This window comes from Rhodococcus sp. AC861, assembly GCF_979256035.1.
In genome coordinates, this window is sequence record NZ_CEEDMW010000112.1 from 1 (window position 1) to 236 (window position 236).

General features: G+C 72.9%; 1 pseudogene. It reads left to right on the top strand.

Going from position 1 to position 236, the window contains the following annotated elements:
* A pseudogene (locus AC0IX4_RS23355) lies at positions 1 to 236 on the top strand (molybdopterin oxidoreductase); the annotation flags it as partial.

A 236-nucleotide genomic window follows, 5' to 3' on the forward strand; every position in this document is an offset into this window, starting at 1 on the left:
CAGCTGGCCCCCTTCGGCATGTTCCCGGCCGACACGGACGGCCGCGATGGCGTCGCGGGGCATCCGCCGGTGGGCGACGCCGATCCGTCACCGCTCCTGGGCAACGTCCCCGGATCGGTGACTCACCGAGCACGTGTGCGCCGCCCCCCGGTGCGGCGAGGGTGGCTCCAGACCGGACTGGGTCCGTCCCCGGACCGTGGCACCGACTCCTTCGTCGAACTCGACTGGGACGAGTT